This window comes from Streptomyces sp. BR1 (assembly GCF_052373795.1).
GTDB lineage: Bacteria > Actinomycetota > Actinomycetes > Streptomycetales > Streptomycetaceae > Streptomyces.
This window is the reverse complement of the sequence record NZ_CM126252.1, coordinates 1,532,597-1,558,475: the sequence shown is the minus strand read 5'-3', so window position 1 is coordinate 1,558,475 and position 25,879 is coordinate 1,532,597. Positions and strand designations below refer to the sequence as shown.

Sequence of the window (25,879 nt, the reverse complement as noted above, 5' to 3'; positions counted from 1 at the left end):
CGGGGCGTGAGCGAAGGGTGGCGCGGGCTGCTCCTGTGTCGGTGGGGGCCGGTACGCTTTCTGTATGAGTGCTGACCTTGGGACCGAGAAGCGCGCGGGGCGGTTCCGCCGGATGCTCGACCGGCTGTCCACCTCGCAGGAGGAGCTGCACTCCGCGGAACTGCAGGAGGACACGCAGGCCACGGGGTGCACGCGCATCTCCGACTGCGACGACCGCCAGATAGTCAAGGTGACTGGTACCTTGCGGACGGTCACCCTGCGTCCGAGGGCGGGCGTTCCGGCGCTGGAGGCCGAGCTCTTCGACGGCACCGCCCCGCTGGACGTGGTGTGGCTGGGACGGCGCTCGATCGTGGGCATCGAGCCGGGCCGCAAGCTCATCGCCTCGGGCCGGATCTCGATGAGCCACGGCCGGCGGGTGCTGTTCAACCCCAAATACGAACTGCGACCGCTCGGACAGGAGTAGCCGGTGACGTCAGTCGACAAGCCGACCACCACGACCGCCGCACGGCACGCGCGCACCGCGCCCGACGCCGACGCGGACGCCAAAGCCGTCACCGAGGCAGCCCTCTTCGAGGCGTTCGGCGGCGTGCGCGGCATGGTGGAGACGTGCCTGCCCGGGCTCCTCTTCGTCACGATCTTCACGGTCAACAAGGACCTGCACAGCTCGGCGATCGCGGCCGTCGCGGTCTCGCTGCTGCTCCTGGTGGTCCGCCTGGCCCGCAAGGACACGGTCAAGCACGCCTTCAGCGGCGTCTTCGGCGTGGCCTTCGGCGTGGTCTTCGCGATGATGACCGGCAACGCGAAGGACTTCTATCTGCCGGGCATGCTCTACACGCTGGGCCTGGCCGTCGCGTACATCGTGACCACGGTCTTCGGCGTCCCGCTGATCGGTCTGATCCTGGGCCCGGTCTTCAAGGAGAACCTGTCCTGGCGGACCCGCAACCCGGGCCGCAAGAAGGCGTACGCGAAGGCCAGTTGGGCCTGGGGCCTGATCCTGCTCGCCAAGTGCGCGATCCTGTTCCCGCTCTACTGGTGGGCCAACACCTCCCAGTTGGGCTGGGTCCTGATCGCCCTGAAGATCCCGCCGTTCCTGCTCGCGGTCTGGCTGACCTGGATCTTCCTCGCCAAGGCCCCGCCGCCCATCGACGTGTTCGCGGAGATGGAGGCCGAGGAGGAAGCGGCGAAGGCGGTCAAGGCCGCTGACGCGGCCCAATAGGGGCGCGGGGAACTGCGCGACCAGCCACAGACGGCCCGCAGCGACCCGGCCGCCTCGTCGGCGAGACGCCCAAGGGAAGGGGCCGGGAGTACGTCACGTACTCCCGGCCCCTTCCCTTGCTATGAGCGAGCGTCAGCTCGCAGTGCCCTCCCGGCGGACCGACAGCAGGTCCTCCAGTTGCTCCTCGCGGGCCTGCGCGGCCACGAACAGGAGCTCGTCGCCCGCCTCCAGGGTCTCCTCCGACTGCGGAGTGAGCACCCGGGTGCCCCGGATGATGGTGACCAGCGAGGTGTCCTCGGGCCAGGCGACATCGCCGACCTGAGTGCCCGCCAGCGCCGACTCCGGCGGCAGCGTCAGCTCGACGAGGTTGGCGTCGCCGTGGCTGAAGCGCAGCAGCCGCACGAGGTCGCCGACGCTCACCGCCTCCTCGACAAGCGCCGACATCAGACGCGGGGTCGAGACGGCGACGTCGACGCCCCACGACTCGTTGAACAGCCACTCGTTCTTCGGGTTGTTGACCCGGGCGACCACGCGCGGCACGCCGTACTCGGTCTTCGCGAGCAGCGAGACGACCAGGTTCACCTTGTCGTCGCCGGTGGCCGCGATGACCACGTTGCAGCGCTGCAGCGCCGCCTCGTCCAGCGAGGTGATCTCGCAGGCGTCGGCCAGCAGCCACTCCGCCTGCGGCACCCGCTCCACCGAGATGGCGGTGGGCGCCTTGTCCACGAGCAGTACCTCGTGGCCGTTCTCCAGCAGCTCGCCCGCGATGGAACGACCCACCGCGCCGGCCCCGGCAATCGCGACGCGCATCAGTGACCGCCCTCCTCGGGACCCTGGGCGAAGGCCGCCTCGACCTTCTCGACCTCGTCCGTACGCATCATCACGTGGACCAGGTCGCCCTCCTGCAGAACCGTCTGGGAGCTCGGCAGTACCGCTTCGCCCAGCCGGGTGAGGAACGCGACGCGTACGCCGGTCTCCTCCTGCAACTTGCTGATCTTGTGGCCGATCCAGGCGGTGGAGGTGTGCACCTCCGCCAGCTGGAGCGCGCCGCTCGGGTCGCTCCACAGCGGTTCGGCGCCGGACGGCAGCAGCCGCCGCAGCATCTGGTCGGCGGTCCAGCTGACCGTGGCGACCGTAGGAATGCCGAGCCGCTGGTAGACCTCGGCGCGGCGCGGGTCGTAGATACGGGCCGCGACGTTCTCGATCCCGAACATCTCACGGGCCACCCGGGCCGCGATGATGTTGGAGTTGTCGCCGCTGGAGACGGCCGCGAACGCGCCCGCCTCCTCGATCCCGGCTTCCCGCAGGGTGTCCTGGTCGAAGCCGACACCGGTGACCCGGCGCCCGCCGAACCCGGAACCGAGCCTGCGGAAGGCCGTGGGGTCCTGGTCGACCACGGCGACCGTGTGCCCCTGCTGCTCCAAGGTCTGCGCGAGAGCGGCTCCCACTCGCCCGCAGCCCATGATGACGATGTGCACGTCCCCTCACATACTTCCTTCTCGGCGGTGCCCGGTGACGAGCTTATGCGGCGAGCGGCGGGATGCACTCATCAGCGTCCGTACTTCCCCCGGTGCCCGCTGGTGAAGCGTATGGGGGTGGGCCGGGTCAAGACCTCCATACGGAACCCTTACGCTTCTCTGTTGTGTCCAAACTGACCGACGTGCCCAAACGGATCCTGATCGGCCGGGCGCTGCGCAGCGACAAGCTGGGAGAAACGCTCCTCCCCAAGCGCATCGCGCTCCCCGTCTTCGCGTCCGACCCGCTCTCGTCCGTTGCGTACGCACCCGGAGAAGTCCTCCTGGTGCTCTCCGTGGCGGGTGTGTCGGCGTACCACTTCAGCCCCTGGATCGCGGTCGCGGTCGTGGTGCTGATGTTCACCGTGGTCGCCTCGTACCGGCAGAACGTGCACGCCTACCCCAGCGGCGGCGGCGACTACGAGGTCGCCACCACCAACCTCGGCCCCAAGGCCGGGCTCACGGTGGCCAGCGCGCTCCTCGTCGACTACGTCCTGACCGTCGCCGTCTCGATCGCCTCCGGCATCGAGAACCTCGGCTCGGCGGTCCCCTTCGTCGTCGAGCACAAGGTGCTCTGCGCCGTGGTCGTCATCGTGCTGCTCACGCTGATGAACCTGCGCGGGGTCAAGGAGTCGGGCAAGCTCTTCGCCATCCCGACCTATGTGTTCGTCGGCGGCGTCTTCATCATGATCGCGTGGGGCGCCTTCCGGGGCATGGCCCTCGGCGACACCATGAAGGCCCCGACGGCCGACTACACCGTCCACGCCGAGCACAAGGGACTGGCGGGCTTCGCTCTCGTCTTCCTGCTGCTGCGCGCCTTCTCCTCCGGCTGCGCGGCGCTCACCGGCGTCGAGGCGATCAGCAACGGCGTCCCGGCCTTCCGCAAGCCGAAGTCGAAGAACGCGGCGACCACGCTCGCCCTCATGGGCGGCCTCGCGGTCACCATGTTCTGCGGCATCATCGCGCTGGCCATGGTCACCAAGGTGCGGATGGCCGAGAAGCCCGCCTCCGACCTGCTCAGCAACGGCGTCCCGGTCGGCGACGGCTATGTGCAGAACCCGGTGATCTCGCAGGTCGCCGAGGCCGTCTTCGGCAAGGGCAGCTTCCTCTTCATCATCCTGGCCGCCGCGACCGCCCTGGTGCTGTTCCTGGCCGCGAACACCGCGTACAACGGTTTCCCGCTGCTCGGCTCGATCCTCGCGCAGGACCGCTACCTGCCGCGCCAGCTGCACACCCGCGGCGACCGGCTCGCGTTCTCCAACGGCATCGTGCTGCTCGCCGGGGCCGCGGCCCTGCTCACGGTGATATACGGCGCCGACTCGACCCGGCTGATCCAGCTCTACATCGTCGGCGTCTTCGTCTCCTTCACGCTCAGCCAGACCGGCATGGTCCGGCACTGGAACCGGCACCTGGCCACCGAGCAGGACCCGGCCAAGCGCCGCCACATGGTCCGCTCCCGCGCGATCAACACCTTCGGCGCCTTCTTCACGGGCCTGGTCCTGGTCGTCGTCCTCGCCACCAAGTTCACCCACGGCGCCTGGGTCGCCCTGATGGGCATGGTGATCTTCTACGGGACGATGACCGCGATCCGGAAGCACTACGACAAGGTCTCGGAAGAGATCGCGGCGGCCGAGGAGCGTCCGGACGAGTACGTGCGCCCCTCGCGCGTCCACTCCGTGGTCCTCGTCTCCAAGCTCCACAAGCCCACCCTGCGCGCCCTGGCCTACGCCAAGCTGCTCCACGCCAACCAGCTGGAGGCGATCAGCGTCAGCGTGGACGCGGAGGAGACCAAGGCGCTCAAGGACGAGTGGGAGCGGCGCGGCATCGACGTACCGCTGAAGATCATCGACTCGCCGTACCGCGAGATCACCCGCCCGGTCATCGAGTACGTCAGGGGCCTGCGGCGCGAGAGCCCGCGCGACGCGGTGAGCGTCTACATCCCCGAGTACGTGGTGGGCCACTGGTACGAGCACCTGCTGCACAATCAGAGCGCCCTGCGCCTGAAGGGCCGCCTGCTCTTCACGCCCGGCGTGATGGTGACGTCCGTCCCCTACCAGCTCCAGTCCTCCGAGGCCGCCAAGATGCGGGCCCGCAGGCGGCAGGAGTGGAACGCGCCGGGCTCGGTGCGCCGCGGCCCGGTCGGGCAGCAGCGGTCGAAGGAGCAGAGCGCCAAGAAGTAAGGGCCGGGTTCGCCGACCGCTGCATTGGGCAAGCGGTCGGCGTCTCCGACTGGCACACGTAGACTGAGGGGCTGTCGTCCGTACGCGGACGGCGGCCCCTCATCCCTGGTACCTCTGGAGTCCCCCCGTCATGCAGAACGAGTCCGATTCCTCGTCTTCCTCTTCGTCTTCGCTGGTCGGGGAGGAGTACGAGGTCGAGGTCGGCCCTGTCGCGCACGGCGGCCACTGCATCGCCCGCACGGAGCAGGGCCGGGTCCTGTTCGTCCGGCACGCGCTGCCCGGCGAGAAGATCGTGGCCCGGGTGACCGAGGGCGAGGAGGACTCCCGCTTCCTGCGTGCGGATGCCGTGCAGATCCTTGAGGCGTCGAAGGACCGCGTCGAGGCGCCGTGTGTGTTCGCGGGCCCCGGCAAGTGCGGCGGCTGCGACTGGCAGCACGCCAAGCCCGGCGCCCAGCGCCGCCTCAAGGGCGAGGTCATCACCGAGCAGCTCCAGCGGCTGGCCGGCCTCACCCCCGAGGACGTCGGCTGGGACGGCACGGTCATGCCCGCCGAGGGCGACAAGCTGCCCGCCGGCCAGGTCCCGGCGTGGCGCACCCGCGTCCAGTACGCCATCGACGAGGACGGCCGGGCCGGCCTGCGCAAGCACCGTTCGCACGACGTCCAGGTGATCGACCACTGCATGATCGCCGCGCCGGGGGTCACCGAGCTCGGCATCGAGAAGCGCGAGTGGCCGCAGATGGAGTCGGTCGAGGCGATCGCCGCGACGGGCTCGCACGACCGCCAGGTGGTTCTGACCCCGCGCCCCGGCGGCCGCCTCCCGCTGGTCGAGCTCGACAAGCCGGTCTCGGTCCTGCGGGTCGAGGAGAAGGACGGCGGCGTGCACCGCGTCCACGGCCGCGCGTTCGTGCGCGAGCGGGCCGGTGAGAACGCCGACGCGCGCACCTACCGTGTGGGCATGGGCGGCTTCTGGCAGGTCCACCCGCAGGCCGCGAACACCCTGATCAAGGCCGTGATGCAGGGCCTGATGCCGCGCAAGGGCGAGATGGCGCTCGACCTGTACTGCGGCGTCGGCCTGTTCACGGGCGCGCTCGCCGAGCGCGTCGGCGAGCAGGGCGCGGTGCTGGGCATCGAGTCCTCCAAGCGCGCGGTGGAGGACGCCCGCCACAACCTCGCGGACCTGCCCCGCGTCCGCGTCGAGCAGGGCAAGGTCGAGCAGGTCCTGCCCCGCACCAAGATCAGCGAGGCCGACCTGATCGTCCTCGACCCGCCGCGCGCGGGCGCGGGCAAGCAGACGGTGAAGTACCTCGCGGGCCTGGGCGCCCGCCGCATCGCGTATGTCGCCTGCGACCCGGCGGCGCTGGCGCGGGATCTGGCGTACTTCGCGGCGGGCGGGTACAAGGTGCGGACGCTGCGGGCGTTTGATCTTTTTCCGATGACTCATCATGTTGAGTGCGTGGCGATTCTGGAGCCGGTCACGAGGGGGGTCTGACGCGAATTGGCAGGGGCTTCGGGCTGGACGACGAGACGATGGCCGAGATAGCGGAGGGGCTGACGCTGATCCGTCTCGACCTCGGCGGGGACACGACCTGACCGTCGCTTCCCGTCCCGGTCGAGGCGAATGCCGAGCGCTGCGGGTGTGGCTGGCGCAGGACGAGCGGCGTGCTCGGGCGACCTGGGGCAACCACCGCACCAAGCCGATCCTGCGGGCTGTGGGCCGCGGACGTGCGAGAGCCCTGCCGCCCCAAGGGACCGGCAGGGCTCTCGCGTACGTACGGCCGTCAGGCGTCCCGCTCCGGCGAGGCCGATCCGACGAAGCCCGCCCACGCCTCGCGCGACACGCGGACGACCGGCCCGGCCACCGCCTTGGAGTCCCGGATGTGCACAACTCCCGTACCGGCCGCGACCTCGACGCACTGGCCGCCCTCGGTTCCGCTGTAGCTGCTCTTGAACCAGGTGAGGCCGGATGCGACGGTCGAGGACTCAGCGTTGTTCATAGCGATTCCAGCAACCCTTCGATAAACTCCAGCGACTCTCGCGGAGTGAGAGCCTGAGATCGGATAATCCCATAGCGGGCTGCGGCGAGAACCGTCTGTTCCGGGTCGGTCTCCAACGTGCTGGTCGCGTGTGCCTCGGAGTACACGAACTTCTTGCTGTCCTTGCGCGTGACAACCGTGAACGGCCCGTTCACGCCCGCGTTGTCCTCGCAGGCGAGGGGCATGACCTGGATCTCGACGTTCCGGTGCTCGCCGAACAAGAGAAGCTGCTCCAACTGTCCCCGCAGCACGTCCTTGCCGCCGTAGCGATGCCGCAACACTGCCTCGTCCATCACGAAACCCAGCAGAGGCGCGGGCCGTCGGCCGAAGATGTCTTGTCGGGCCAGTCGTGCGGTTACTCGCTGATCGATGGTCTCCTGCTCCAGCGTCGGACGCCTCATGGCGAGCAGGGCCTTCATGTATTCCTTGGTCTGGAGCAGGCCGTTGACGACATGCGTGTCGTACATCAGCAGCTCGATGCACTGCTTCTCCAGCTCCGCCATCCCCTGAAAGAACACCGGATACTGAGCCCGCTCCACCTGCTCCTTCCACACCGTCAGCAACCCGTCCGCCCCCAGGACTTCGTCCGCCTGGTCGATGGTCCGGGGCGACGGAATCCGCCGGCCCTGCTCGAACGACGCGATGGTGGAGGCCGAATACCCCAGCCGCCGCCCGAACTCCTCGCGTTCCAGGCCCGCCCGCACGCGCAGTGTCTTCATGCTCTGGCCGAACGCCGTGACCACGCCCTGGCCGGACTTGTCCGCCGCCTGCCCTCCGGCACCGTCGTCGACCGTCACGGCGGCCTCAGTCTCCCTGCCCGTACCGTTGGTCACCACCATCGCCTCCCTGGCCCAACGCCCATCCAGGAGCGTCGTCACGCCGCGTGTCCCGTACTCGTACCGACACCGCGCGTACAAACGGCCTACGTCGGTGCGTCACCACTGGTCACGCTACGCGACCGGCGACACCGTTGCCGGTGTGACGACCAATCCCGCAAGCTCCGGCTGCACCCCCCAACCCGCCTGCCCCACCGGTCACTTGACCGCCCCTCACGCGCCGCTCGACCACGTCTTCGAGATGCGCTTCACCTCCACCCCGCGCGGCGCCCGCCTCGCCCGCAGGCTGGCCGCGCACCGGCTGGACGCGTGGGGCATCCCGTACGGCGCCGACGCGCACGACGCGATCGTGGTGATCGTCGCTGAGCTGACCGCCAACGCCGTACGACACGGCCACGTCCCCGGCCGGGACTTCCGGCTGCGGCTACAAGTGACCGCACACCCGCGGACCGCCCGGATCGAGGTCACCGACGCCCGCGCCGAACGCCTGCCGCCCTGGCCGGACGCGCTCCGGCTGCCGGACGCGGACGACTCCGGTGGCCGGGGGCTCCTCCTCGTCGCCGGGCTGGCCGCCCGCTGGGGATGGCATCCACGGCCTGACGGCCCCGGAAAGACAGTGTGGGCCGAGTGTGAGTACACGCTGCCCGTGTGATCGTGCTGTGGGAGCAGGGGCTCGCCCGGGCCGACCCCAGGGACGGGTCGGCCCGGACGCGTGTCGGCCCGATCAGACCAGATCGAACCGGTCCAGCTCCATCACCTTGACCCACGCCGCCACGAAGTCCGTCACGAACTTCTCCTTCGCGTCGTCGCTCGCGTACACCTCCGCCAGGGCGCGCAGCTCGGAGTTCGAGCCGAAGACCAGGTCGGCGCGGGTGCCGGTCCACTTGACGGCGCCCTTGGCGTCGCGGCCCTCGAACGTGTTCGCGTCCGAGGACGTCGCCTTCCACGTGGTGTCCAGGTCGAGCAGGTTGACGAAGAAGTCGTTCGTCAGCGTGCCCGGGGCGGTGGTGAAGACACCGTGCCGCGAGCCCTGGTGGTTGGCGCCCAGGACGCGCAGGCCGCCGACGAGGACGGTCAGTTCGGGGGCGCTGAGGTTCAGCAGGTTCGCCTTGTCGATCAGCAGGTACTCGGCGGGGAGCCGGTTGCCCTTGCCGAGGTAGTTGCGGAACCCGTCGGCCGCCGGCTCCAGCGCGGCGAACGACTCCACGTCGGTCTTCTCCTGCGTGGCGTCCACCCGGCCCGGCGTGAACGGGACCTCGACGGTCCGGCCCGCGTCCTTCGCGGCCTTCTCGACGGCCGCGCCGCCCGCCAGGACGACCAGGTCCGCCAGCGACACCTGCTTGCCGCCGCCCTGCGCCGCGTTGAAGGACTCCCGTACGCCTTCGAGCGTACGCAGCGCAGCCGCGAGCTCGTCGGGCTCGTTGACCTCCCAGCCGATCTGCGGCTGGAGGCGGACGCGCCCGCCGTTGGCGCCGCCGCGCTTGTCGCTGCCCCGGAACGAGGAGGCCGCGGCCCACGCTGTGGCGACCAGCCGGGACACCGGCAGGCCCGTGGCGAGGATCTGCTCCTTGAGCGAGGCGATGTCCGCCGCGTCGATCAGCTCGTACGTCCGCGCCGGCAGCGGGTCCTGCCACAGCAGCTCCTCGGCCGGGACCTCCGGGCCGAGGTAGCGCGAGAGCGGGCCCATGTCGCGGTGCGTCAGCTTGAACCACGCCCGCGCGAAGGCGTCCGCGAACTCGGCCGGGTTGTCCTTGAACCGGCGCGAGATCTGCTCGTACGCCGGGTCGAGGCGCAGCGAGAGGTCGGTCGTCAGCATTGTCGGGGCGTGGGTCTTCGACGTGTCGTGGGCGTCCGGCACGGTGCCCGCCCCGGCGTCGTTCTTCGGCCGCCACTGGTGGGCGCCCGCAGGGCTCTTGAACAGCTCCCACTCGTACCCGAACAGGATCTCGAAGAAGGTGTTGTCCCAGGTGACCGGGGTGTTCGTCCAGATGCCCTCAAGGCCGCTGGTGATCGCGTCGCCGCCCTTGCCGGTGCCGTGGCTGCTCTGCCAGCCGAGGCCCTGCCGCTCCAGCGGGGCGGCCTCGGGGTCGGGGCCGACCGCGTCCGCCGGGCCCGCGCCGTGGGTCTTGCCGAAGGTGTGACCGCCCGCGATCAGGGCGACCGTCTCCTCGTCGTTCATCGCCATCCGGCGGAACGTCTCGCGGATGTCGCGCGCCGCCGAGACCGGGTCCGGGTTGCCGTTGGGGCCCTCCGGGTTGACGTAGATGAGGCCCATCTGGACGGCGCCGAGCGGATTCTCCAGCTCGCGGTCGCCGGTGTAGCGCTCGTCGCCGAGCCACTGGGTCTCGGGGCCCCAGTACACGTCCTCGTCGGGCTCCCAGACGTCCGCGCGGCCGCCGCCGAAGCCGAACGTCTCGAAGCCCATCGACTCCAGCGCGACATTGCCCGTGAGGATCATCAGGTCGGCCCACGAGAGGCTCTTGCCGTACTTCTTCTTCACCGGCCACAGCAGGCGGCGGGCCTTGTCCAGGCTCGCGTTGTCCGGCCAGCTGTTGAGCGGGGCGAAGCGCTGCTGCCCGGCCCCGGCGCCGCCGCGGCCGTCGCTGATCCGGTACGTACCCGCGCTGTGCCAGGCCATCCGGATCATCAGCGGGCCGTAGTGGCCGAAGTCGGCGGGCCACCAGTCCTGCGAGGTCGTCAGGACCTCCTCGATGTCCCGCTTCACCGTCGGCAGGTCGAGGCTCTTGAACGCCTTGGCGTAGTCGAAGTCCTCGCCGAGCGGGTTCGCCACGGCGGGGTTCTTCGCGAGGATCTTCAGATTGAGCCGCTCCGGCCACCACTGGCGGTTTCCGCCGCCCTGCGTCGGGTGCGGGGCGCGCCCGTGCGCGACCGGGCAGCCGCCGCCTTCCTCCGGCTTCGGGTCGGTGACGATCGCGTCATGGTTCTCAGACATGGCAATCCTTGTTGGCTCGGTGGATCACGTTGCTCAGGAACTGCGGACGGTGGAGCTGGTGGGGTGGGTGAGGAGGAGTGGCGTGATGGGGGCGGGACCCGCCTGGCCCGGCGGCCGGCCCCCGGCCGTGATGCGCTACGCCCCGTACCCCACGTGGTGGGCAAGTGGAGGGCCGCACAGGCGACTTGAGAGCGCGACCTGAAAGAAGAATACGGTCCATGTGATCACGTATCCGGGAGGCGTCGCCGCGACGCCGCAGCTGTCGCGACCGTGTGCTGGAGTGTCTTCTGGTTCCTATTCTATCGATGGATCGATCCTATGGTGGACAGAGTCCAAGTCAAGAAGCACATCAAATGTAGGTCTCGGTGAAGCCGACGGCATCCTGATCGGGTCGCGTGGGAACGCGTGGGCTGCCGGGCCTAGAGTGCTGTCGTGCCGACGTACAGCATTGGGCAGGCGGCGAGCCTGCTCGGCGTGAGTTCCGAGACGGTTCGCCGCTGGGCGGACGCCGGACGGTTGCGCATGGAGCGGGACGGTACGGGGAACCGGGTGATCGACGGGGTCGGGCTCGCCGGGTTCGCGCGGGAGCGGGCCGTCGGGCAGCACGAGGTGGCGGGCGCCGTGGCCACCTCGGTGCGGAACTCGTTCGTCGGGATCGTGACCGCCGTGGTCGTCGACGACGTGGCCGCGCAGGTGGAGATCCAGTGCGGGCCGCACCGGGTGGTCTCGCTGGTGACCCGGGAGTCGGTGGACGAGCTCGGCATCGAGGTCGGGGTGACCGTCACCGCACGGGTCAAGTCGACCAACGTGCATGTTGACGTGACGTAGACCCTCATGGACCTTCGCCCTTGCGACCGCCCACCCCTCACCTGCACAGCAGCGCCGCCCGCAGGTCAAGTTTGTGGTCCAGGCGGGACAGGTCTCGGCCGGTCAGCAGCTCGATCCGCTCGATGCGGTAGTGGACCGTGTTGACGTGCAGATGCAGTGCCTCGGCGGTCCGCGCCCACGAGCAGTTGTGAGCGAGGAAGACCTCCAGTGTTTCGAGGAGTGTCGTGTGCGAGGGGGTGTCGGTCTTCAGCAGCGGGCCCAGCGTGCGGGCGCAGTACGCCGCCCGTACGTCCGCCGGGACCCCCGCGAGCAGCGACTCCAGGGTCGACAGGTCCTCCACGGCCGTGACCCCCGCGCCGCCGGGCGACGCGGTCCTGGCCGCCGCCAGGGCGTAACGCGCCTGCCCCAGCGCCGAGCCGAGCTCCGACGCCTCCACGGGCGCGCTCACCCCGGCGTGCAGGGGCGCATCCGGACGGCAGTCCTCCAACAGGGGCCAGGCCACGGCCAGTTGGGTCCAGTCGGCGTCCGGTGCGTGGACGACCGCGATCGCCCCGCCGTCCGGTGCCGCCCCGACCGCGAACGGCACCGGGGCGAAGTGGCTCAGCGCTTCCGTGAGGGCGTCGGCGGCCCCGCACCCCTCCGTGCCGGGTGTCGACGCGGCGAGGACCCGGTACGGTCCCTCGGTGGGGAGCCCGCAGGCGGTCAGGGCGGCCGGATCAACCGCCTTCACCTCGTCATGAGTTGATGCGATCAATGTCATCAAGTCGTCCTGGGCCCGGCGCCCCGTCGTCCTGCGGCGGTCGTGGTCGTCCCGCGACTGGGCGACGATCTCGGCTATCTCGTGCAGCACACGCGGCGGGACGTCCGCCGCCTCCGGCAGATGCAGATGCCAGGTGTCGTACGGGCCGCTGTCGGCCCGGATCCGCAAGGTCACGCCGGAGCTGCCGCGCAGGCTCAGGGCCGCGCGCCGGGCGGGCAGCGGCGGCGCCGACGGGGTGCGGGCGACCGTACGGCCGCTGCTGGTCAGCAGATAGCAGGGCGGTGCGCCGAGCGGGGAGAACGCGCGGTCCAGGAGCTCGCCCAGGTCCGCGCCGCGGTCGAGGAGCCGGCTGAGCTCGGTGCGTACGTTCTCGGGCAGCGCGTAGTGCGGCGCGGGCAGGCGGCTGAGGTCGCCCCACTGTCGTAGATACACCGCCTCGGTGATCGCCCGGAAGCTGGTCCGCGCGGGCACCGACAGGAGCGGGACGCGGTGCTCGCGGCAGGAGTCGACCAGGTCGGCCGGGACCGTGCCATGCGTCTCCTCGCCCGCGAGCAGCGCGGTCGCGCCCGCCGTGCGCAGGGCCGAGACGAAGCGGTCGGCCCTGGCGCGGTCGTCGCCCGGGCTCCACCACACCAGACCGCTCAGCACGATCTCGCCCTCCTGGAGGAAGCGCGCCGGGTCCTCCAGGTCGGTTGCGGTGACGCCGCTGATCTCGCGGCCCAGGAGCGGCTCCTCGCCCCACAGCAGGGCGAGGTCGAGGCTGTCGAGCTGGAGGAGGTGTCCGACGTGCATGCTCTGGCTCCTTGCGCGGCTGCCGGGCGGACGGCCCGACTTCTCACATTCACGAGGCGAGTGCGAGTTCCGACATCGTAAATGCCAGTTGAACGAGAAAGAATGGCTCCTGGTGGATCCTCCAGTTCGCGATCGTACGGCTGGGAGGTTTTCCGTGTACCGCACCAGTCGTTTCCGGCCGGGCGCCCGGGCTTCACTGGCTGGAACACAGCGGCCGAACGCGGCGGCGGGCACAGGGGAGACGGTGCGGAGCCATGGATCTGAACACGGTCGTCGAAGTGTGCGACGCCCGCCGGCGCGGGCCCTGGCGGCCCGGCGACGCCTGGCTGGGCGGCGGCACCTACCTCTTCTCGGAGCCCCAGCCGCAGCTGCGCCGGCTGGTGGACCTCGGCCGGATGGGGTGGGAGCCGGTGCGCCGCCTACCGGACGGCTCGGTCGAGATCGCCGCGACCTGCACCATCGCCGAGCTCTCCCGTTTCGGCAAGCGGCTGAACAGTCCCGCAGCACCCCTCTTCGAGCAGTGCTGCCGCGCCTTCCTCGCCTCCTTCAAGATCTGGAACATGGCGACCGTAGGCGGAAACCTCTGCAACGGCCTGCCCGCCGGGCCGATGATCTCGCTGACCGCCGCGCTCGACGGCAGCTGTCTGCTCCAGGCCCAGGACGGCTCGCTGCGGCGCGTCAAGGTCGCCGACTTCGTCGTCGGAGCCGGGCGCAAAGACCTGGCCCCGGGCGAACTGCTGCGCTCGGTGACCCTTCCCGCCCGCGCCCTGAACTGCCGTACGGCCTTCCGGCAGGCGTCGTTGTACGGACTCGGGCGTTCCGGAGCGCTCGTCATCGGCACGCTCGACCCCGGCGACGGCTCGCTCACGGTCACGGTCACCGCCGCCACCGTGCGCCCGTTCCGGTTCTGGTTCCCGCTGCCGCCGGACGCGGGCCGGCTGCGCGGCGCGATCGAGTGGGCCGTCGGCGACGACGACTGGTTCGACGACATCCACGGCCTCCCGGCCTGGCGCCGCCACATGGCCCTGCGCTTCGCGGAGGAGATCCGCCGCGAGCTGGCCGACAACGAAGTCCCCGACGACCGCCGAGGTGTGTGATGACGTATCAGATCGATGTGAACGACCGGCGGTTCGACGCAGAACCCCGCCCCGGTCAGTGCCTGCGCACGTATCTGCGCGAGCGCGGCTGGTTCGGGGTGAAGAAGGGGTGCGACGCCGGGGACTGCGGGGCCTGCACGGTGCATGTGGACGGCAAGCCCGTGCACAGCTGCCTCTACCCGGCCGTGCGCGCCGACGGCCGGTCCGTCACCACCGTCGAGGGCCTGGCCCGGGACGGCGAACTCCACCCCGTACAGCAGAAGTTCCTCGACGCCCAGGGCTTCCAGTGCGGCTTCTGCACCGCCGGGTTCCTGATGACCACCGCCGCGCTCGACGAGGATCAACTCGCCGATCTGCCGCGCGCCTTCAAGGGGAACATCTGCCGCTGCACCGGCTACCGGGCCGTCGAGGACGCGGTACGCGGAGTGCGGCACACCGAGCGGCCGTGCGCGGGCGAGGCCGTCGGCCGCAACCTCGGGGCGCCTGCCGGGCCGCAGGTCGTCACCGGCACCGCCCGCTACACCTTCGACGTCGACGTCCCCGGACTGCTGCACATGAAGCTGCTGCGCTCCCCGCATCCGCACGCCCGGATCGTCGCGATCGACACGGCCGCCGCCCTGCGCGTCCCAGGCGTCCACCTCGTCCTCACCCACCACGACGCCCCCGAGCGGCTCTATTCGAGCGCCCGCCACGAGCACCCCACCGAGGACCCCGACGACACCCGGCTGCTCGACGACACCGTCCGCTACATCGGCCAGCGGGTCGCAGCCGTCGTCGCGGACAGCGAGGCCGCGGCCGAGGAGGGCTGCCGACGCGTCGAAGTGACGTACGAGCAGCTGCCGTTCGTCGTCGATCCCGAGGAGGCGATGCGGCCGGGCGCGCCCGTCATCCACGACAAGGGGCCCGCATCGCGCATCGCCCGGCCCGAGAACAACGTCGTCGGCGAGGTCCACGGCGAGATCGGCTCGGTCGAGGACGGCTTCGCCGAGGCGGACACGGTCTACGAGGAGACCTTCCGCACCCAGCGCGTCCAGCACGCCAGCCTCGAAACGCACGGCGCGCTGGCGTACTTCGAGCCGAAGGAAGACGGCGAGGGCGAGCGGCTGACCGTGCGGTCCAGCACCCAGACGCCGTTCCTGACCCGCCGCGCCCTGTGCGCGCTCTTCGATCTGCCGCCGGACGAGGTGCGGGTGGTCGCGGGCCGGGTCGGCGGCGGATTCGGCGGCAAGCAGGAGATGCTGGTCGAGGACATCGTGGTCCTCGCCGCGCTGCGGCTGCACCGCCCGGTGAAGCTGGAGTACACGCGCGCCGAGCAGTTCTACGGGGCGACCACCCGCCATCCGTTCCTGGTCGGCGTGAAGATCGGCGCCCGCGCGGACGGCACGCTCACCGCCCTTCAGCTGCGGGTGGTGTCCAACACGGGGGCGTACGGGAACCACGGCCCCGCCGTGATGTTCCACAGCGTCGGCGAGTCCATGGCCGTCTACCGCGCCCCGCACAAGAAGGTCGACGCCTTCTCCGTCTACACCAACACGGTCCCCGCCGGCGCCTTCCGCGGCTACGGCCTCGGCCAGGTCACCTTCGCCGTGGAGTCCGCGATGGACGAACTGGCCCGGCGCCTGGGCATCGACCCGCTGGTCCTGCGCGAGCGCAACATCATCGGCCCCGGCGAGCACATGATCAGCCCCGGTGGCGAGGAGGAGGACCTGGAGATCGCCAGCTACGGCCTCGACCAGTGCCTTCAGGTCGTACGCGACGCGATCCGCGAGGACCGCAGCGCCGCCGACGCCCCCGAGGGCTGGCTGGTCGGCCAGGGCACCGGCATGTCCATGATCGCGACCGGCCCGCCCGGCGGCCACTTCGCCGACGCGGCGGTGAAACTCCTGGACGACGGTACGTACGACATCGCCGTCGGCACCGCCGAGTTCGGCAACGGCACCACGACCGTCCACAAGCAGATCACTGCCTCGGCCCTGGGCACGACCGTCGACCGCATCGCGATCCGCCAGTCGGACACGGACGTCGTGCGCCACGACACCGGCGCCTTCGGCTCGGCCGGCACGGTCGTCGCCGGCAAGGCCGTCATGCGCGCCGCCAACTCCCTTGCGGAGCAGATACTTTCGTACGCCGCCGAGCACACCGGCGTGCCCGTCGATGTATGTCGGCTGACCGAGGACGCCGTCGAGTGCGACGGCCGTACGGTCGCGCTCAAGGAGTTGTACGAGGTCGCCCGCGCGGCCGGGCGCGAGCTGAGCGCCGACGGCCACTGGGGCGGCTCGCCCCGCTCGGTCGCTTTCAACGCCCAGTGGTTCCGCCTCGCCGTCGACCCCGGCACCGGCGAGATCCGCATCCTGCGCAGCGTGCACGCCGCCGACGCGGGCCGGGTGATGAACCCGATGCAGTGCCGGGGCCAGGTCGAGGGCGGAGTGGCCCAGGCCCTCGGCGCGACCCTCTTCGAGAACGTACGCGTCGACGAGCGCGGCGAGGTCACCACGGCCGCCTTCCGCCGCTACCGGCTGCCGCAGTACGCGGATGTGCCGCGCACGGAGGTCCACTTCATGGAGACCGCCGACGCGATCGGACCGCTGGGCGCCAAGTCGATGAGCGAGAGCCCCTTCAACCCGGTCGCCCCGGCTTTCGCCAACGCGCTGCGCGACGCGACCGGCATCCGCTTCACCGAGCTGCCCGTGACCCGGGACCGTGTATGGCTCGCCCTGGATGGGCATGTGCAAGACCATGTCGGGTAGTGGATTCACATCAGCGAGGCAGAACCGGGAACTCGGTTCGCAGTCGAGGCTCATGCTGGGGTCCTTGCCGGAGCCCGCGCCGAGGGCCTTCGCCCTGTGCGGGGACGTGGCCCGTCCCGCCGCGCTCACCGTCGCGGATCTGCGCGGCGGCTGGGCGGCGCACCGGGCCGATGTCGTCTTCGACTGCGCGACCAGCGGCCCGCAGCGCCACTCGTTCGAGGGGCCGCTGCTGCGGGAGGTCGTGGGCGACGCCGGGCCGGGGTTCGACATCCGCCGCCGCAAGGACCGCTCGCGCTTCCTGCTGGCCGTCGACGGCGGCGACGGCCACCACACCGTCCTCGCTTGGGCGGAGATCGACGCCGACTTCGGCGACCGGCCGGTCCTGCTGGCCACGCGCATGGACGGCCGCGAACTGGACGCCGAGGGAAGCCAGTTGGTGGTCCCCTCCGACCGCTGCGGGGCGCGCTATGTCAGCGCGATCACCCGCATATGGGTCGGCCCGTTCCCGGCCGATGCCGTGGAGGGCGGGGGAGAAGCGGGCGTCTGAGCGGCCTTGTGGGGAGTCCGAGCGCTCAGTAGACGTCGCGCACGTACCGCTTCTCGGCCGTCAGTTGCTTCACATACGCCGCCGCCGCGTCCTCGTCGAGCCCGCCGTGCGCTATCGCGATGTCGCGCAGCGCCCTGTCGACGTCCTTGGCCATGCGGGACGCGTCGCCGCAGACGTAGAAGTGCGCGCCGTCCTGGAGCCAGGACCAGAGCATCGGGCCGTGCTCGCGCATACGGTCCTGGACGTACACCTTGGCCCGCTGGTCGCGCGAGAACGCGGTGTCCAGGCGGGTGAGCGTGCCCTCGGTGCTCAGTTTGGCGAGCTCGTCCTCGTAGTAGAAGTCGCTCGCACGGTGCTGCTCGCCGAAGAACAGCCAGTTCGGGGCGGTATGGCCGAGCGCCCGGCGCTCGTAGAGGAAGCCACGGAACGGGGCGACGCCGGTGCCCGGCCCGACCATCACCATCGGCGTCGTGGGGTCGGAGGGCGGCCGGAAGTGCCGGGTGCGCTGCACGTACACCGGCATCAGGGTGTCCGGCGGGGCGTCCGCGAGCAGAGCCGAGCACACACCCTGGCGCGGGCGCCCGAGCCGGTTCTCGTACCGCACCACCGACACCGTCAAGGACACCTCGTACGGGTCGGCCAGCGGGCTGGACGATATCGAATACAGCCTGGGCCGAAGGCGTTTGAGCACACCCGCCCACTCCTGCGCACTCGCCCGCACCCCGTACTCGGCGATCGCGTCGATCGCCTGACGCCCCCACGACCAGCGCGTCAGCTGCCACTTGTTGTCGGGCCGCAGCAACTGCCGCAGCTCACGGTCGTGGGTGCGTTCGGCGAGGAACTTCAGCAGGTCATGGCTGACCGTGGTGATGTCCAGGTGCTCGCGCAGCGCGGTACCGAACTCCACCGGCCGGACCTCTCCCGCCCTACCGACCCCGCCGATCTCGATCGGCGCCCCGGCGTCGATCCCCGTCACCGCGAGCCATTCGGCCACGAGCGCGGGGGAGTTGACGGGATGCACCCCGAGCGCGTCCCCGGCGGCGTACGTGAGCGGCGTGTCGCTCTCCCGGGTGTCGAACGTGAACCGACGCACCTCCTTGCCCGCCCCCGGCAGACTCAGCAGCGAGTTCCCGGTGAGCTTGGCGGTGACCGCGGCGGCCCGCGAACTCGACAGCGGCAGCGAGGCGCCGACCGATCGCGGGGCAGCGGCCGAACGCGGCGTCGCGGTGGTGCCGGCCGTGCCCGGCATCCCGGGCGCTCCGGAGGAACCGGACGCGCCGGGCATCCCCGGCGCGCCGGGCATCCCGGGCTCGGGCGCGGACGCGCCCAGCAACGCCAGCACCTCGTCCAGCCACCCCTGCGCCCGCTCCTCGAAGTCCGGTTCGCAGTCTGTGCGCGCCAGCAGCCGCACCGCGCCCAGCTCGTCCAGTCGCCGGTCGAGACGTCGCCCGTGCCCGCAGAACTCGTCGTACGACGAGTCGCCGAAGGCCAGCACCGCATAGCGCCGCCCCTCCAGGCGCGGAGCGCTCGCCGCGGCCAGGGCCTCCCAGAACCCGGTGCCGTTGTCGGGCGCGTCGCCGTCACCGGTGGTGCTGGTGACGAGCAGCAGATCGGCGTCCGGGGACAGTGCGCCCGGTCCGGTGTCGTCCATGGCGAGCAGCGCGGTCCGATGCCCGGCGGCGGTCAGCCGTTCGGCGGTGACGGCCGCGACCTGCTCGGCGTTGCCGGTCTGCGAAGCCCACAGGACGACCACGTCACGGCCCGAGGGCTCGGCGGGTACGTCGCCCGGCTCCGCGGCGGTTCGCGGGGCCCGTGAGTACATCCCGGCCAGCGCACCGTTCACCCACAGCGCGTGCTCCTCGGAGAACGGCGCCCCTGGCGGCAGTACGGGAACCCCGGGCGCCCCCGATTCCAGCCCGGCGAGAAATCCGACCAGGTATCGGCGTTCGTGCTCGGCGAGGACCGGCGGTTGGACGTCGAGCCCGAACACGGCAGCGGGGCTGCCGGCTCCGCTCGGCGGAATCGTGTCAATAGCCTCCAGTGTGTGGGGAGTTGATGGTGTGGTTGCAGCTGTCGTGCCCGCACTCGTGCCTGTGCCTGCGCTTGTGCCCGTGCCGCTGCCTGTGCCCGTGCCTGCGTTTGTATCTGTGCCCGCACCCGTCGCCGTTGCCACGGGCGCGGCCGGAGTCGCCACCTTGGTCAGCGACACCGCGCACATCTTGAAGCCGGGCTGGAGCGAGATCGGGTCGACAGCGTCGCTGGTCACCGCGTTGACGCTCAGGTACTCGCCGAACAGGTCGCTCCAGTGGAACGGCGCGAAGCAGCACCCCGGCCGCACCCGGTCGGTCACCACGGCGGGCAGCACGGCCCGCCCGCGCCGCGAGGCGACCTCCACCGAGTCCCCGTCGGCGATGCCCAGCGCCTCGGCATCCTGCGGATGCATCTCGACGAACGGCGCCGGGTTGAGCTTGTTGAGCTTGTCCACCTTTCCGGTCTTGGTGAGCGTGTGCCACTGGTGCGGCAGGCGCCCGGTGTTGAGTACGAACGGAAAGGCGTCGTCCGGCATTTCGGCGGCCGGGACGTGTGGCCGGGCGTGGAACACCGCCCGCCCGCTCGCGGTCGGAAACTCCGGGCCACCGCCCTTCCCGTCCACATAACGGATGGGATTGCGGTCCGGTTCCCCGGAGTTGGCGGCAGGCCACTGGACGGGTGTGGCGCGCAGCCGCTCGTAGCTGATCCCGCGCAGGTCGTAGCCGGTCGCGGGATTGTGGGCGCGCTTGATCTCCTCGAAGATCTCCTCGGCCGAGGCGTAGGTGAACGCCTCCTCATACCCCATCGCGCACGCCACCCGGGCGATGATCTGCCAGTCGGGCAGCGCCTCGCCGGGCGGGTCGACGGCGCGGCGGGCCAGCGTCAGGTTGCGCTCGCTGTTGACCAGCACACCCTCGGCCTCGGTCCACAGCGCGGCGGGCAGGACCACATCGGCGTACGCGTTGGTCTCGGTCTCGGCGAACGCGTCCTGGGCGACGACGAATTCGGCCACCTCCAGGCCCTCGATGACGGTGCGGCGGTTGGCGACCGAGGCGACCGGGTTGGTGCAGATGATCCAGCACGCCTTGATGTCCCCCTCGGCCATCCGCCGGAACATCTCGATGGTGCCGAGCCCCGCCCCGTCGGTGCGCAGTGTGCCCGCGGGCAGCTCCCACAGCTCCTCGGTGAACGCCCGGTCCGCGTCCACGAGGACCGAGCGCTGTCCGGGCAGCCCGGGGCCCATGTAGCCCATCTCGCGGCCGCCCATCGCGTTCGGCTGGCCGGTGAGCGAGAACGGTCCGCTGCCCGGGCGGCAGATCGCGCCGGTCGCCAGATGCAGATTGACCAGGGCGTTGGTGTTCCAGGTGCCATGGGTGGACTGGTTGAGCCCCATCGTCCAGCAGCTCATCCACTCCCCGGCCGCCCCGATCCACCGCGCCGCCGTACGGATGTCGTCCTCGGTGATCCCGGTGATCCCGGCGACCGTGGCGGGCGCGTAGTCGGCCAGGAACTCCTCCATCGCCTCCCAGCCCTCGGTGTGCCCGGCGATGAAGGCGGGGTCGGTGTCCCCGTTCTCGTGGAGCAGGTGCAGCAGCCCGTTGAGCAGCGCGAGATCGGCTCCCGGCTCGATCTGGAGGAACAGGTCGGCCTTGGCGGCGGTCGCGGTCCGCCGGGGGTCGACGACGATCAGCTTCGCGCCCGCCTTGACCCGCTCCATCATCCTCAGAAAGAGGATGGGGTGGCAGTCGGCCATGTTGGAGCCGATGACGAGGAACACGTCCGCCGTGTCGAAGTCCTCGTACGAGCCGGGCGGGCCGTCCGCTCCGAGCGACAGCTTGTAGCCGCTGCCCGCACTGGCCATGCACAGCCGGGAGTTGGACTCGATCTGGTTGGTCCCGATGAACCCCTTGGCCAGCTTGTTCGCCAGGTACTGCGCCTCGAGGCTCATCTGGCCGGAAACATACAGCGCGACGGCGTCCGGCCCGTGCTCGTCGACGATGGACCGCAGGCGGTGTGCGGTGGCGGTGATCGCACCGTCCACCGGGGCGGCGACGGGCCCGTCCCCGCGCTCGCCCCGCACGAGCGCGGTGGTGAGCCGCCCTGGTGCGGCCAGCATGTCGGCGGTGGTCGCGCCCTTGGTGCACAGGCGGCCGGAATTGGCGGGGTGGGTCTTGTCGCCGGACGCCTTGAGCACGGTGCGCCGCCCGTCGGGGCCCGCACCGATGTCGAGGACCATCCCGCAGCCCACACCGCAGTACGAGCAGACCGTGCGGACCTGCTCGGTGCCGGTCCGCGAGTCCTGTGCGGTCAACGGGGGTCCCCTCTCGTCCCGGCCGGATCCTTGTGTTCCGACCGTACGAAATGCCCGTTACGTCGATGTCACGCGCGGAGATCGTGCGTGGTTACGCGAGCCACACTAACCGCGACCCGAGGATGTGAGCATGAGTGTTCGACTGCGGCAACGCGCGCGTGGGCGGGCCCGAACGGGGACGTAAAAGGGGGCTGAAACAGGCCATGGGTGGCCCGATTTATTACTGAGCGCGATTGTCCGACGCACTCTGTAGGGTGGCTCACGCAGCTGGTTCGCACCTGTCCGCCAGGCAGGCGCGTCGCAAGAGGGAACCCGGTGGGAATCCGGGACTGCCCCGCAGCGGTGAGCGGGAACGACCGCCGTCATACGCACTGGACCCGACCGGGTCCGGGAAGCGACGGCCACTAGGAGTCCGCCGGGAGACCGGTGTACGTGCCCGCGAGTCCGAAGACCTGCCCGCTGCCCGCGCGCGGACCCACGCGCGCGGAGATCCCGGTGACCTCGTGGGCGGGTCGGCGTGTACGGCGGGCGTATCGGCGCGGCAGCTCGCGCGCGTGGCCCCGTCCGTCATCCCTTCGCGTCCGCGACCCGTGCCGGGGTCGTTCCGGGACATTCTCGCGAAGGAGAGATCCGTGACCACCAAGTCCGCAGCCGCGGCAGCACGGGCCACCGTGTACGGCTACCCGCGCCAGGGCCGGCACCGTGAACTGAAGAAGGCCGTCGAGGGCTACTGGAAGGGCCGCGTCAGCGCCGAGGAGCTGCGGGACACCTCCCGCGAGCTGCGCCGCGCCACCTGGCTCCAACTCGCCGACACGGGCATCCACGAGGTCCCCACCGGCGACTTCTCGTACTACGACCACGTCCTCGACACCAGCGTGATGATCGGCGCGATCCCCGCCCGCCACCGCGCCGCCGTCGAAGCCGACGCGCTGGACGGCTACTTCGCCATGGCACGCGGCACCCAGGACGTGGCGCCGCTGGAGATGACCAAGTGGTTCGACACGAACTACCACTACCTGGTGCCCGAACTCGGCCCCGACACCGCCTTCGGCGCCGACTCCGCCAAGCAGGTCGCCGAGCTCACCGAGGCGCTCGCGCTCGGCGTCGCCGCCCGGCCCGTCCTGGTCGGCCCGGTCACCTATCTGCTGCTCGCCAAGCCCGCCCCCTCGGTCGCCCCGGACTTCGAGCCGCTGACCCTGCTGGAGCGGCTGCTGCCCGTCTACGCCGAAGTGCTCGCAGATCTGCGGGCGGCGGGCGCCGAGTGGGTCCAGCTCGACGAGCCCGCCCTCGTCCAGGACCGCACCCCGGCCGAACTGGCCGCCGCCACGCGCGCGTACGAGACGCTCGGGAGCCTCACGGACCGCCCCAAGCTGCTTGTCGCGTCCTACTTCGACCAGCTCGGCGACGCCCTGCCCGTCCTCGCCAAGGCGCCCGTGGACGGCCTCGGCCTGGACTTCACGGGACCGGCCGCCGCCAACCTGGACGGCCTCGCGGCCGTCGGCGGACTGCCCGGCAAGCGCCTGGTCGCGGGCGTCGTCAACGGCCGCAACATCTGGATCAACGACTACGAGAAGTCGCTGGCCACCCTCGGTACACTCCTTGGCCTCGCCGACCGCGTCGACGTCGCGGCCTCCTGCTCGCTGCTGCACGTCCCGCTCGACGCGACGGCGGAACGTGACATCGATCCGCAGATCACCCGCTGGCTGGCGTTCGCCCGCCAGAAGTCGGCCGAGATCGTCACCCTCGCCCGGGGCCTCGCCCAGGGCCCCGACATCATCGCGGCCGAACTCGCCGCCAACCGGGCCGATCTGGCCTCCCGCGCCGGGTCCGCCCTCACCCGCGACCCGGCGGTACGCGCGCGTAGCGCCGCTGTCACCGAGGCGGACGCCCGCCGCTCCCAGCCGTACGGTGAGCGGACCTCGGCCCAGCGCGCCCGCCTCGGCCTACCCGTACTGCCCACGACCACCATCGGCTCGTTCCCGCAGACCGCCGAGGTCCGCACCGCGCGCGCCGATCTGCGCGCCGGACGCATCGACACCGACGGCTACGAGGAGCGCATCAGGGGCGAGATCCGCGAGGTCGTCGCCTTCCAGGAGAAGGCCGGCCTCGACGTCCTGGTCCACGGCGAGGCCGAACGCAACGACATGGTGCAGTACTTCGCCGAGCAGCTGACCGGCTACCTCGCCACCCAGCACGGCTGGGTCCAGTCGTACGGCACGCGCTATGTCCGCCCGCCGGTCCTGGCCGGCGACATCTCCCGGCCGCACCCGATGACGGTGCGCTGGACCGAGTACGCCCAGTCGCTCACCAGCCGTCCGGTCAAGGGCATGCTCACCGGGCCGGTCACCATGCTGGCCTGGTCGTTCGTCCGCGACGACCAGCCGCTCGCCGACACCGCCCGCCAGGTCGCGCTCGCCCTGCGCGACGAGGTGAACGACCTTGAACGGTCCGGGACTTCGGTCATCCAGGTCGACGAGCCCGCCCTGCGCGAGACGCTGCCACTGCGCGCCGCCGACCACGCGGCCTATCTCGCCTGGGCGACAGAATCGTTCCGCCTGACCACCGCGGGCGTACGTCCGGACACCCAGATCCACACGCACATGTGCTACGCCGAGTTCGGCGACATCCTGCGCGCCATCGACGACCTCGACGCGGATGTCATCAGCCTGGAGGCGGCCCGCTCCCATATGCGCGTCGCTGACGAACTCGCGGCCGCGGGCTATCCGCGCGAGGTGGGCCCCGGTGTCTACGACATCCACTCGCCGCGCGTACCGAGTGCGGAGGAGGCGGCCGCCCTGCTGCGCAAGGGACTTGAGGCCGTCCCGGCCGACCGGCTCTGGGTCAACCCGGACTGCGGGCTCAAGACCCGCGGCTGGGCCGAGACCCGGCGGTCCCTGGAGAACCTGGTCGCGGCCGCCCGCACGGTGAGGGCGGAGACGGCGGGTAGGTGAATCGGCCGTTGAGGGCCTTCACGCACGCGTGAAGGCCCTCAACGGATACGAGCTCGCTACACGTCGGCCATCTTCGGCATGTCGCCCTGTGTCGTCGACATGTCGATCACCGAGAAGGCCGCGCCCTGCGAGTCGGTGAGCGCCGCGAACCGGCCGAACGGTGTGTCCATCGGCCCGAACCGCAGGATGCCGCCCCGCTTGGTCGCTTTTTCGACGGCTGTGTCGCAGTTGTCCACGGCGAAGTACACATTGACGTACGGCGGCACCTCCGGCGGGAATTCCTCGCCCATCTTCATCCGCCCCATGACCATGTCCCCGCCCACGCTGAAGACCCGGAAGTCGGCCGCGTCGTCCTGCATCTGCTTGGCGCTGTACGGGAAGACCGCGGGCAGGAACGTGTCCACCTTCGCCGGATCACGGGTGAACACCTCCGCCCAGCAGTACGCGCCGGGCACGCCCTTGGCCTCGAAGCCCTCGTGGCTGCCCGCCTGCCAGACGCCGAAGACCGCGCCGCTCGGCTCGCGCGCGATGGCCATCGAGCCGAAGTCGCCGACCCGCATCGGCTGCATCAGGACCTCACCGCCGTTGTCGGTGATCTTCTTCGCGGTCGCGGCGACATCCGGCGACGCGAGGTACAGGCACCACGCCGACTGCCCCTCCTGCCCGGGCATCGGCGGCACGACGGCGGCCACCGCCTTGCCGTCCGCGTACGCCTGCGTGTAGTTGCCGTACTCGGAGTTGGCCTCGCCGAACGTCCAGCCCAGCACATCGCTGTAGAAGCTCTTCGCCTTCTCGACGTCGCTGAACATCGCATCGGCCCAACACGGAGTGCCCTCGGGGTCTGCGGCCATGACAGTGCTCTCTCCTGTGTGACGGACGGTCCGGCCTGCCACGCTAGCCAGCCGTGCGGCGACCCGCGCGCCGAGCGCTTCCACCCGCCGGGGCGCGGACGCCCGGAGCGCGGACAGGGGTGACGCGCCGCCTGGCGGGCAGGTACTCGGGTACGGATCCTGGCGGGGCGGGAGACTCGGGCGTACGGCGTCGACCCGGCGCTGGCGCGGAGCAGACGTACAGGGGCGGGTG

Annotated in this window: 18 protein-coding genes and 1 riboswitch; of the genes, 10 read left to right on the top strand and 8 right to left on the bottom strand. The window is 70.9% G+C overall.

All coding sequences use genetic code 11. The annotated features are described in order from the left end of the window. Nucleotides 1-112: 112 nt before the first annotated feature. Nucleotides 113-463, top strand: a complete 351-nt coding sequence (locus tag ACT1U9_RS06370; RefSeq protein ID WP_067165247.1) for an OB-fold nucleic acid binding domain-containing protein — start codon at nt 113-115, stop codon at nt 461-463. Nucleotides 464-466: 3 nt separating this feature from the next. Next, a complete protein-coding gene (locus tag ACT1U9_RS06365; protein WP_444537398.1) occupies nt 467-1,216 on the top strand; it encodes a DUF3159 domain-containing protein in 750 nt (249 codons plus the stop codon). Between the two features lie 132 nt (nt 1,217-1,348). On the opposite strand, the gene ACT1U9_RS06360 is transcribed toward ACT1U9_RS06365, so the two are convergent. Both ACT1U9_RS06360 and ACT1U9_RS06355 read right to left on the bottom strand, forming a co-directional pair. After that, nucleotides 1,349-2,026 (bottom strand): potassium channel family protein, encoded by a 678-nt coding sequence (locus ACT1U9_RS06360; protein WP_444537397.1) that lies wholly within the window; start codon nt 2,024-2,026, stop codon nt 1,349-1,351. Next, nucleotides 2,026-2,694 carry a potassium channel family protein gene (locus ACT1U9_RS06355; protein WP_444537396.1) on the bottom strand — a complete coding sequence of 223 codons (669 nt, stop codon included), beginning with the start codon at nt 2,692-2,694 and terminating at the stop codon, nt 2,026-2,028. Before ACT1U9_RS06355 ends, ACT1U9_RS06360 begins: the two co-directional genes overlap by 1 nt. Nucleotides 2,695-2,858: 164 nt before the next feature. Here ACT1U9_RS06355 and ACT1U9_RS06350 point away from each other — a divergent pair, with 164 nt between their 5' ends. After that, nucleotides 2,859-4,910 (top strand): APC family permease, encoded by a 2,052-nt coding sequence (locus ACT1U9_RS06350; protein WP_444537395.1) that lies wholly within the window; start codon nt 2,859-2,861, stop codon nt 4,908-4,910. A gap of 130 nt (nt 4,911-5,040) precedes the next feature. Then, entirely contained in the window at nt 5,041-6,399 is a 1,359-nt protein-coding gene (locus ACT1U9_RS06345) for a class I SAM-dependent RNA methyltransferase (protein WP_444537394.1), read from the top strand. Between the two features lie 289 nt (nt 6,400-6,688). Here the strand turns inward: ACT1U9_RS06345 and ACT1U9_RS06340 are convergent, their stop codons facing one another. After that, a complete protein-coding gene (locus ACT1U9_RS06340; RefSeq protein ID WP_444537393.1) occupies nt 6,689-6,904 on the bottom strand; it encodes a DUF397 domain-containing protein in 216 nt (71 codons plus the stop codon). Then, nucleotides 6,901-7,782, bottom strand: a complete 882-nt coding sequence (locus tag ACT1U9_RS06335; protein ID WP_444539024.1) for a helix-turn-helix domain-containing protein — start codon at nt 7,780-7,782, stop codon at nt 6,901-6,903. Before ACT1U9_RS06335 ends, ACT1U9_RS06340 begins: the two co-directional genes overlap by 4 nt. Before the next feature lie 139 nt (nt 7,783-7,921). Between ACT1U9_RS06335 and ACT1U9_RS06330 the strand changes: the two genes are divergently transcribed. After that, on the top strand, nt 7,922-8,431 hold the full coding sequence (locus tag ACT1U9_RS06330; protein WP_444537392.1) for an ATP-binding protein: 510 nt from the start codon (nt 7,922-7,924) through the stop codon (nt 8,429-8,431). Nucleotides 8,432-8,503: 72 nt separating this feature from the next. On the opposite strand, the gene katG is transcribed toward ACT1U9_RS06330, so the two are convergent. Further along, the gene (katG, locus tag ACT1U9_RS06325) at nt 8,504-10,732 is read right to left on the bottom strand and encodes a catalase/peroxidase HPI (RefSeq protein ID WP_444537391.1); all 2,229 of its coding nucleotides are present in this window, start codon (nt 10,730-10,732) and stop codon (nt 8,504-8,506) included. Nucleotides 10,733-11,164: 432 nt separating this feature from the next. On the opposite strand from katG, the gene ACT1U9_RS06320 reads away from it, so the two are divergent. Then, nucleotides 11,165-11,560 carry a TOBE domain-containing protein gene (locus ACT1U9_RS06320; RefSeq protein ID WP_444537390.1) on the top strand — a complete coding sequence of 132 codons (396 nt, stop codon included), beginning with the start codon at nt 11,165-11,167 and terminating at the stop codon, nt 11,558-11,560. A 37-nt stretch (nt 11,561-11,597) separates the two neighbouring features. On the opposite strand, the gene ACT1U9_RS06315 is transcribed toward ACT1U9_RS06320, so the two are convergent. After that, nucleotides 11,598-13,112: a PucR family transcriptional regulator gene (locus tag ACT1U9_RS06315; RefSeq protein WP_444537389.1), complete on the bottom strand. Its 1,515-nt coding sequence runs from the start codon at nt 13,110-13,112 to the stop codon at nt 11,598-11,600. A gap of 254 nt (nt 13,113-13,366) precedes the next feature. Between ACT1U9_RS06315 and ACT1U9_RS06310 the strand changes: the two genes are divergently transcribed. The 3 genes from ACT1U9_RS06310 to ACT1U9_RS06300 are packed head-to-tail and all read left to right on the top strand — an operon-like array spanning nt 13,367 to nt 17,503. Continuing rightward, nucleotides 13,367-14,209: an FAD binding domain-containing protein gene (locus ACT1U9_RS06310; RefSeq protein WP_444537388.1), complete on the top strand. Its 843-nt coding sequence runs from the start codon at nt 13,367-13,369 to the stop codon at nt 14,207-14,209. After that, nucleotides 14,209-16,956 carry a molybdopterin-dependent oxidoreductase gene (locus ACT1U9_RS06305; protein WP_444537387.1) on the top strand — a complete coding sequence of 916 codons (2,748 nt, stop codon included), beginning with the start codon at nt 14,209-14,211 and terminating at the stop codon, nt 16,954-16,956. Before ACT1U9_RS06310 ends, ACT1U9_RS06305 begins: the two co-directional genes overlap by 1 nt. A gap of 52 nt (nt 16,957-17,008) precedes the next feature. Then, nucleotides 17,009-17,503, top strand: a complete 495-nt coding sequence (locus tag ACT1U9_RS06300; RefSeq protein WP_444537386.1) for a molybdopterin-dependent oxidoreductase — start codon at nt 17,009-17,011, stop codon at nt 17,501-17,503. Between the two features lie 25 nt (nt 17,504-17,528). Here the strand turns inward: ACT1U9_RS06300 and ACT1U9_RS06295 are convergent, their stop codons facing one another. Continuing rightward, nucleotides 17,529-21,845, bottom strand: a complete 4,317-nt coding sequence (locus tag ACT1U9_RS06295; protein WP_444537385.1) for a molybdopterin-dependent oxidoreductase — start codon at nt 21,843-21,845, stop codon at nt 17,529-17,531. Nucleotides 21,846-22,109: 264 nt separating this feature from the next. Next, nucleotides 22,110-22,307: riboswitch (cobalamin riboswitch) on the top strand. Nucleotides 22,308-22,477: 170 nt separating this feature from the next. Here ACT1U9_RS06295 and metE point away from each other — a divergent pair. Further along, the gene (gene metE, locus ACT1U9_RS06290) at nt 22,478-24,796 is read left to right on the top strand and encodes a 5-methyltetrahydropteroyltriglutamate--homocysteine S-methyltransferase (RefSeq protein WP_444537384.1); all 2,319 of its coding nucleotides are present in this window, start codon (nt 22,478-22,480) and stop codon (nt 24,794-24,796) included. A 56-nt stretch (nt 24,797-24,852) separates the two neighbouring features. Here metE and ACT1U9_RS06285 read toward each other — a convergent pair whose 3' ends face one another. Continuing rightward, nucleotides 24,853-25,647, bottom strand: a complete 795-nt coding sequence (locus ACT1U9_RS06285) for a VOC family protein (RefSeq protein WP_444537383.1) — start codon at nt 25,645-25,647, stop codon at nt 24,853-24,855. Nucleotides 25,648-25,879: the final 232 nt, after the last annotated feature.